The organism is Stenotrophomonas sp. STEN008 (assembly GCF_056760435.1).
On sequence record NZ_JBRRET010000069.1, the window covers coordinates 1 to 7,144 of the forward strand.

General features: G+C 68.1%; 7 protein-coding genes. 6 read left to right on the forward strand and 1 reads right to left on the reverse strand.

Annotation, left to right across the window (positions count from 1 at the left end; all coding sequences use genetic code 11):
• The first annotated feature begins 153 nt into the window (after nucleotides 1–153).
• The 3 genes from ACVOME_RS18370 (at nucleotide 154) to ACVOME_RS18380 (ending at nucleotide 2,526) form a co-directional block, all read left to right on the forward strand.
• Nucleotides 154–801, forward strand: a complete 648-nt coding sequence (locus tag ACVOME_RS18370; protein ID WP_053519865.1) for a thiol:disulfide interchange protein DsbA/DsbL — start codon at nucleotides 154–156, stop codon at nucleotides 799–801.
• Between the two features lie 106 nt (nucleotides 802–907).
• Nucleotides 908–1,735, forward strand: coding sequence for a thiol:disulfide interchange protein DsbA/DsbL (locus ACVOME_RS18375; protein WP_053519866.1), 828 nt, complete (start codon nucleotides 908–910; stop codon nucleotides 1,733–1,735).
• 53 nt (nucleotides 1,736–1,788) lie between these two features.
• Entirely contained in the window at nucleotides 1,789–2,526 is a 738-nt protein-coding gene (locus ACVOME_RS18380; RefSeq protein ID WP_481505380.1) for an endonuclease/exonuclease/phosphatase family protein, read from the forward strand.
• A gap of 78 nt (nucleotides 2,527–2,604) precedes the next feature.
• On the opposite strand, the gene ACVOME_RS18385 is transcribed toward ACVOME_RS18380, so the two are convergent.
• Nucleotides 2,605–3,480 (reverse strand): EamA family transporter, encoded by an 876-nt coding sequence (locus ACVOME_RS18385; protein WP_065175144.1) that lies wholly within the window; start codon nucleotides 3,478–3,480, stop codon nucleotides 2,605–2,607.
• Nucleotides 3,481–3,552: 72 nt separating this feature from the next.
• Between ACVOME_RS18385 and ACVOME_RS18390 the strand changes: the two genes are divergently transcribed.
• The 3 genes from ACVOME_RS18390 to fhuE all read left to right on the forward strand — a co-directional run bounded on the left by ACVOME_RS18390 (nucleotide 3,553) and on the right by fhuE (nucleotide 6,992).
• Nucleotides 3,553–4,026, forward strand: a complete 474-nt coding sequence (locus tag ACVOME_RS18390; protein WP_128990473.1) for an Lrp/AsnC family transcriptional regulator — start codon at nucleotides 3,553–3,555, stop codon at nucleotides 4,024–4,026.
• 37 nt (nucleotides 4,027–4,063) lie between these two features.
• The gene (locus tag ACVOME_RS18395) at nucleotides 4,064–4,633 is read left to right on the forward strand and encodes a M23 family metallopeptidase (RefSeq protein ID WP_263175738.1); all 570 of its coding nucleotides are present in this window, start codon (nucleotides 4,064–4,066) and stop codon (nucleotides 4,631–4,633) included.
• Nucleotides 4,634–4,832: 199 nt separating this feature from the next.
• A complete protein-coding gene (gene fhuE, locus ACVOME_RS18400) occupies nucleotides 4,833–6,992 on the forward strand; it encodes a ferric-rhodotorulic acid/ferric-coprogen receptor FhuE (protein ID WP_197600935.1) in 2,160 nt (719 codons plus the stop codon).
• The last annotated feature ends 152 nt before the right edge of the window (nucleotides 6,993–7,144 follow it).

Below are 7,144 nucleotides of genomic sequence, written 5' to 3' on the forward strand. Positions count from 1 at the left end.
CCCCCCCCCCCCCCCCCCCCCCCCCCCCCCCCCCCCCCCCCCCCCGCCCCCCCCGGGGGGGGCGGGGCCCCCCCCGGCGGCCCGCGCCTGCGGTATGTTTCCTTCACGCCGGCGACTGCGCCGGCGTTGCTTTTTCAACGGAGATGCGTGTCGATGAGGTTGATTCCCCGCCTGCTGTTGTCCCTGCTGGTGCTGCTGCCGATGGCCGCCAGTGCCGCACCTGCCGCAGCCCCGCTGGTCGAAGGTCGCGACTACGAGCGCATCGCCCAGGCCGGTCCGTTCCAGCCGCTCGCCGGCAAGATCGAAGTGGTCGAGGTGTTCGGCTACACCTGCCCGCACTGCGCGCGTTTCGAACCGCAGCTGGAAGCCTGGGCGGCCAAGCTGCCGGCGGATGTTCGCTTCACTCCGGTGCCTGCGGCGTTCGGGGGCGCCTGGGATGCCTGGGCGCTGGCCTATTACGCCGCCGAAGAAGTCGGCGTCGCCAAGCGCAGCCATGCGGCCGTGTTCAAGGCTCTGCACGAGCAGGGCACCCTGCCGATGCAGAATGTCTCGGCCGATGAGCTCGCCACCTTCTACAAGGCGTACGGCGTGGCGCCCGAGCGTTACACCCAGGCCCTGCGGGGCGACGCCGTGCAGAAGAAGGTCGACGCGGCGCGGGCATTCGCCCAGCGCACCCGCATCCCCGGTACCCCGGCGCTGATCATCAACGGCCAGTATCTCGTCCGCGGCAACAGCTTCGACGACCAGCTGCGCATTGCCTCGGCGCTGATCGCCCAGGTCCGCGCCAACCGCGGCCGCTGAACCAACGCCCACTCCCGACACGGCGCTGTCGCCGCCGCGTGTCATCATTTCCCCCTGGCCGGCGCCCGCCGCCGGCCCCACCATTCCAGATGCTGGAGACGCTTCCATGAAGATCCGCTACGCCCTCGCACTCGCAGCGCTGCTGCCGATCCTGGCGGCCTGCAAGGCCGACGACGGCACCGCCAACACCTCCGCCGCCCCGGCCGAGCCGACCACCACCCCGGCCAGCACCGACCCCGCTGCGGCACCGGCCACTGACAACGCAGGCGCGGCCCCGGCAGCCGAAGGCGAGAAGGCCGCCGAAGCCGCTCCGGCGGCCGCTCCGGCCCCGACCACCACCGCACTGACCGGTCCGGCGCCGGTGGCCGGTGAGGACTACCAGGAAATTCCGAACGGCCAGCCCTTCCAGCCGGTTGCCGGCAAGGTCGAAGTGGTCGAGATCTTCGGCTACGTCTGCCCGGCCTGCGCCGCCTTCCAGCCGCTGGTCGGCCCGTGGAAAGCCGGTCTGCCGGGCGACGTGAACTTCGTCTACGTGCCCGCCATGTTCGGCGGCACCTGGGACGACTACGCCCGTGCCTTCTATGCCGCGCAGACGCTGGGCGTGCAGGAGAAGACCCACGAGGCGCTGTACGCCGCCATCCACTCGCAGAAGACCCTGAAGGGCGAACGCGGCCGTGATTCGGTCGAGGACATCGCCAAGTTCTACGCCGGCTACGGCGTCGATCCGAAGCAGTTCGCCGCCACCATGGGCAGCTTCGCGGTGAATGCCAAGACCAACTCGGCCAAGCAGTTCGCGCAGCGCAGCCAGATCAGCGGCACCCCGTCGATCATCGTCAACGGCAAGTACCTGGTGAAGGGCAAGAGCTTCCCGGACATGCTGCGCATCGCCGACCACCTGATCGCCCGCGAGCGCGGTGCGGCCCAGGCTCACTGATCCAAGAGAAGCTGTCCCCGGCCGTGAATTCCCCCTCTACACGGACCCTGCGTCTGCTGACGGCCAACATCCAGGCCGGCTCCAGTACCCGCCGCTACAGCGACTATGTGACCCGCAGCTGGTCACATGCGCTGCCGGCGGGTCGCAAGCGCAGCAGTCTTGATGCGATTGCCACACTGGCGCGTGGGCACGACATCGTTGGCCTGCAGGAAGCCGATCCAGGCAGCCTGCGTTCGGGCTTCACCAACCAGACCCACTACCTGGCCCAGCGTGCCGGCTTCAACTACTGGAGCCACCAGCCGAACCGGCGCATGGGCGGGGTGGCATCCAGTGCCAACGGCCTGCTGAGCAAACTGGAGCCGGTGGAGGTGCAGGACCACGCCCTGCCCGGCCGTATCGGCGGGCGTGGCGTGCTGCTGGCCAGGTTCGGTAATGGCAGGGACGGCCTGGCCGTGGCCGTGGCCCACCTCTCGCTGGGTGCCGGTTCGCGGATGGCACAGCTCGGTTTCATTGCCGAGCTGCTGTCCGACCACCCCAATGCCGTGCTGATGGGTGACTTCAACTGCCTGGCCGAACGACCGGAAATGCAGGTGCTGTACCAGAAGACCCGGCTGCAGCCTCCAGGCTGCATCGTGCCGACGTTCCCCAGCTGGCGCCCGGACCGCGCCATCGACCACATCCTGGTTAGCAGCAGCCTGCAGACCCGCGCGGTCGAAGCCGTACCGGCGGCCTTCTCGGACCATCTGGCGCTGGCCATGGCCATCGACGTACCGGCCAGCGCCCTGCGCTGATCGGTAGCGCCGGGCCATGCCCGGCGAACGGAACCCAATCCGCCGGGCATGGCCCGGCGCAACCCGTACAGCCCGGCGCTACCCCGCCTGCATCGCCGGCGCCTTCGACCGCCGCGCCGTCATCGTGCTCCCCACCGAAGCCACCACGGTGCAGCCGATCGCCAGCCACTGCAATCCATGCAGGTGTTCGTGCAGCAACAGCATCGCCCACAGCGCGGCCACCGCCGGCTCCATGCTGATCAGGATGCCGAAGGTTTCCTTCGGCAGGCGCTTGAGCGCCATCATCTCCAGCGACATCGGAATCGCACTGGACACCAGTGCCACCAGCAGGCCCGCCAGCAGGATCTTCGGATCGAGCAGGGCCGCGCCGGCATGGATCACCCCGACCGGCACCACCACCAGCGACGCCGCCAGCAGGCCCAGCGACACCGAATGGCCGGCATGCAGGTGGCCGGCGCGCTTGCCGAACACGATGTACAGGCCCCAGCACGCCGCCGCACCCAGTGCATACAGCACGCCCACCGGGTCCAGTGCCGCCGCACCGCCCAGCGGTAACAGCAGGAGCAGGCCGACCACTGCGCATCCCACCCACAGGAAATCGATCGGGCGCCGTGACGACAGCATCGCCACGGTCAACGGCCCGGTGAACTCGATGGCCACCGCGATGCCGAACGGGATCGTGCGGATGGCCATGTAGAACAGCAGGTTCATCAGGCCCAGCGTGAGCCCGTAGCGCAGGATGGTGATCGCATCCGCGCGGCGGGTCTTCCAGCGCCAGGGTCGCCAGAACAGCAGCAGCAACAGTGCGGAGAAGCCCACGCGCAGCGCGCTGGTGCCCTGCGCGCCGATCAGCGGGAACAGGTGCTTTGCATAGGACGTGCCAACGGACAGCGCCGTTACCGAGCCGAGCACCGCCAGCGCCGGCAACATCGGCGCGAATCGTGAAGTCTGCATGCGTCCAGTCTATTGCGTCGACGGCGAGCACTTGGCTCAATTACCGGCCCGTCCATGCAACTTCTGCTCACCATGGCCACTGCCCCCGTGCTGGACAGCTTCGACCGCGCCATCCTCACCCTGCTGCAGCGGGACAACACGCTGCCACAGCGGGAGATCGCCGAAGCCGTGCACCTGTCGACGCCGGCGGTGCAGCGGCGGGTCAGGCGTCTGCAGGACAGCGGTGTGATCGCGGCCAATGTGGCCGTGGTGGCGGCGGCGCGGATCGGCCGACCGCTGACCCTCATTGTCGAGGTGCGCATGGTCAGCGAGCAGCGTGATCGCGTGGCGCCGTTCAAGCAGCGCGTGCAGGACGACCCGGCGGTGCAGCAGTGCTATGCCATCACCGGTGACGGCGATTTCCTGCTGGTGCTTTCGGCCACCTCGATGGAGGAGTACGACACCATCAGCGAGCGCCTGTTCGGTGGCGACGACAACATCGAACGATTCCGCACCGCGGTGGCACTGTCCACGCTGAAGCGCAGTTTCGAAGTCCCCCTGCAATGAACCGGCCTCGACACCCACCGCGCCATACTGGCGCGGCATGAATCCTTCGCCCCGCACACCCTCCACGTCTTCCGCCCGCCTGCTGCGCCGTTGGCTGCTGCGTGCGTTCCTGCTTGTCGTCACCGTCGTTGCCGCCCTGTCCGTCTGGAACAGCCGCTGGGCCGAAGCGCCGAAGATGCTGTGGTCATTGGCCCGGATGCCACCGGCCACCGAGCTGCCGGTACCGGTGGACGGCGTGCGGCCGGGCCAGATCGCCGATACCTTCGGCGCGCCGCGAGGGCGCGACCGCAGCCATGCCGGCATCGACATCTTCGCCGCGCGGGGTACCCCGGTCCGCAGCGCGACCCCGGGCGTGGTTGCCGAGGTGCGGGAAGGCGGCCTGGGCGGCCGTCAGGTCTGGGTGATCGGCCCCGGCCGCGAGCGCTACTACTACGCCCATCTGGAGAGCTGGGCCGCAGGCCTCGCGCGCGGCCAGGTCGTAGGCGCGGGCGATCTGCTCGGCCACGTCGGCGACAGCGGCAACGCCAAGGGCACCCCGCCGCACCTGCACTGGGGCATCTACGGCGCAGACGGCGCACGGGATCCTCTGCCACTGCTGCGCCGCTAAGCCGCCGGACGGCGATCTCCCGCAGCAGCCTGACGATCCAGCGCTGCGCGCCCCTGTTCATGATTTGTAAATAGGAATAGTTCGTATTAACATTCCTTTCGATTGCAGCGTCGCCAGGAAGGCGCGCCCGCCTTTCCCCTACCCTTAGCGCCTCGCCTCCTGGATGTCGGCCGAACGCGCATGCTCGCCCAGGAATCCCATGAACCGTCCTGCATTCCGTATCCCGCAGCCTCAGCGGCTGTCCGTTGCCGTGCTCGCCGCACTCTGCGCCATCGCCCCGACCGCCTTCGCAGAAACTGCCACCGATGCGACCACCCTCGACAAGGTGGTGGTCAAGGGCGAGCGCGCGGAGGGCTACTCGGTGCGCCGCACCTCGGCCGGTACCCGCTTCGACCTGACGCCGCGCGAGATTCCGCAGTCGGTCAGCATCATCAGCCATCAGCGCATCGAAGATCAGAACCTGGACGACATCATCGACGTGCTGGCCAACACTACCGGTGTGACCAGCACGCAATCGGACAGCGAGCGCACCGAGTTCTATGCGCGCGGCTTCTACATCGACAGTTACCAGTTCGATGGCCTGCCTACGCAGATGGTGCAGAACTGGAGCTACGGCGATTCCGGCCTGGACCTCGCCCTGTATGACCGCGTGGAGGTGGTGCGCGGCGCCACCGGCCTGCTCAGTGGCGCAGGCAACCCGTCCGCCTCGGTGAACCTGATCCGCAAGCATGCCGACAGCGCCGAGCTGGCCGGCAGCGTATCGGTGAACGTCGGCAGCTGGGGCCGTACCCGTACCACCGTGGACGTGGGCAGCGCGCTGAACACCAGCGGCACCGTGCGTGGCCGGGTGATCGGCAGCTACCTCGACACCGACGCGCAGATGGACCGCTATAACCAGCACAAGACGCTGGGCTACGCGGTGATCGACGCCGACCTGACTCCGGACACGCAGTTGAGCGTGGGCTACGACTACCAGCAGAAGCGCGCCAATGGTGCGACCTGGGGCGGCTTCCCGATGCTGTTCTCCGACGGCTCGGCCACCGGCTACGACGAATCGTTCAACGCCAGTCCGAACTGGACCTACTGGGACACCACCAGCAAGCGCGCGTTCGCCACCCTGCAGCATGCCTTCAGCAATGGCTGGAAGTTCAAGGTCGGTGCGACCCACGATGAGACCAAGGCCGACGACAAGCTGTTCTACCCGGCGTACAACGACTGGACCAGTGGTGCCTCGTTCTTCGACAGGACCACCGGCACCGGCATTTCGCCGTCGGCCGGCTTCTACAACACCGAGCGCAAGGTCAACGCAGTCGATGGCTATGTCGACGGCCCGTTCCGGCTGTTCGGCCGCGAGCACCAGTTCATGGCCGGCCTGAGCTACAACAAGCGCGAGTACGCCAACTACGGCGACTACCAGATTGGCGGCCCCGGCCAGAGCTGGGACCCGTTCACCAGCTACCTTGGCTGGACCGGCGACATCTCCGAGCCGAACTGGAACCCGCTGGCGCTGGCCAGCGAAGGCACCATCACCCAGAAGGCCGGTTACATGGCCACGCGCCTGTCGCTGGCCGACCCGCTGAAGCTCATCGTCGGCGCACGCTACACCGACTGGAAGAGTGAAGGCGAAGGTGCGGACCGCTCGCACAAGGTCACCACGCCCTATGCCGGCCTGGTATTGGACATCAACGATACCTTCTCCACCTACGCCGCCTATACCGAGATCTTCCAGCCGCAGACACTGAAGGACCGCAACGGCAGCTACCTCGATCCGGTCGATGGCAAGAGCTACGAAGTGGGCGTCAAGGGCGCGTGGTTCGACAACCGCCTCAATGCTTCGCTGGCGGTGTTCCGCATCGAGCAGGACAACGTGGGCCAGGCCACCGGTGAGCCGGTGCAGGGCAGCCAGAACGAATTCGCCTACCGCGCCGCGCGCGGCACGGTCAGCCGCGGCTTCGAATTCGAACTGAACGGCGAGCTGGCCCCGGGCTGGAACGCGACCTTCGGTGCCTCGCGTTACGTGGCCAAGGATGCCAACGATGCCGACATCAACACCAACCTGCCGCAGACTGCGCTGAAGCTGTTCACCAGCTACACGCCGCAGTCGCTGCAGGCACTGACGGTCGGCGGTGGGGCAAACTGGCAGAACCGCATCTACTATGCGGTGCCGGCCTACGGCCGCATCGAGCAGAACGGCTATGCCCTGGTCAGCGCCTTCGTGCGCTACCGCATCTCGCCGGAGTTCAGCGTGCAGGCCAACCTCAACAACCTGCTGGACAAGCAGTACCTCTCGCAGATCAACGGCTACGGTGCGTACGGCGATGGCCGCAACGGCTCGCTGACGTTCACCTGGTCGTTCTGATCAGCTGCAGGGCGCAACCGCCCCGCTCCTGTAGCGGCGGGCGGGGGGGGGGGGGGGCCCCCGCCAGGCGGGGCCGGGGGGGCCGGGGGGGGGCCCGCAAGTAAAAAAAAGCGCGCCGCCCGGGGGGGGCCGGCCCCGGGAACCCCCCACAG

What these genes read in the sequence shown, in the direction of transcription:
- ACVOME_RS18375 (WP_053519866.1), top strand. Translation starts at nt 908, where the DNA reads ATGAAGATCCGCTACGCCCTCGCACTCGCAGCGCTGCTGCCGATCCTG.
- fhuE (WP_197600935.1), top strand. Translation starts at nt 4,833, where the DNA reads ATGAACCGTCCTGCATTCCGTATCCCGCAGCCTCAGCGGCTGTCCGTT.
- ACVOME_RS18385 (WP_065175144.1), bottom strand. Translation starts at nt 3,480, where the DNA reads ATGCAGACTTCACGATTCGCGCCGATGTTGCCGGCGCTGGCGGTGCTC.
- ACVOME_RS18390 (WP_128990473.1), top strand. Translation starts at nt 3,553, where the DNA reads ATGGCCACTGCCCCCGTGCTGGACAGCTTCGACCGCGCCATCCTCACC.
- ACVOME_RS18370 (WP_053519865.1), top strand. Translation starts at nt 154, where the DNA reads ATGAGGTTGATTCCCCGCCTGCTGTTGTCCCTGCTGGTGCTGCTGCCG.
- ACVOME_RS18395 (WP_263175738.1), top strand. Translation starts at nt 4,064, where the DNA reads ATGAATCCTTCGCCCCGCACACCCTCCACGTCTTCCGCCCGCCTGCTG.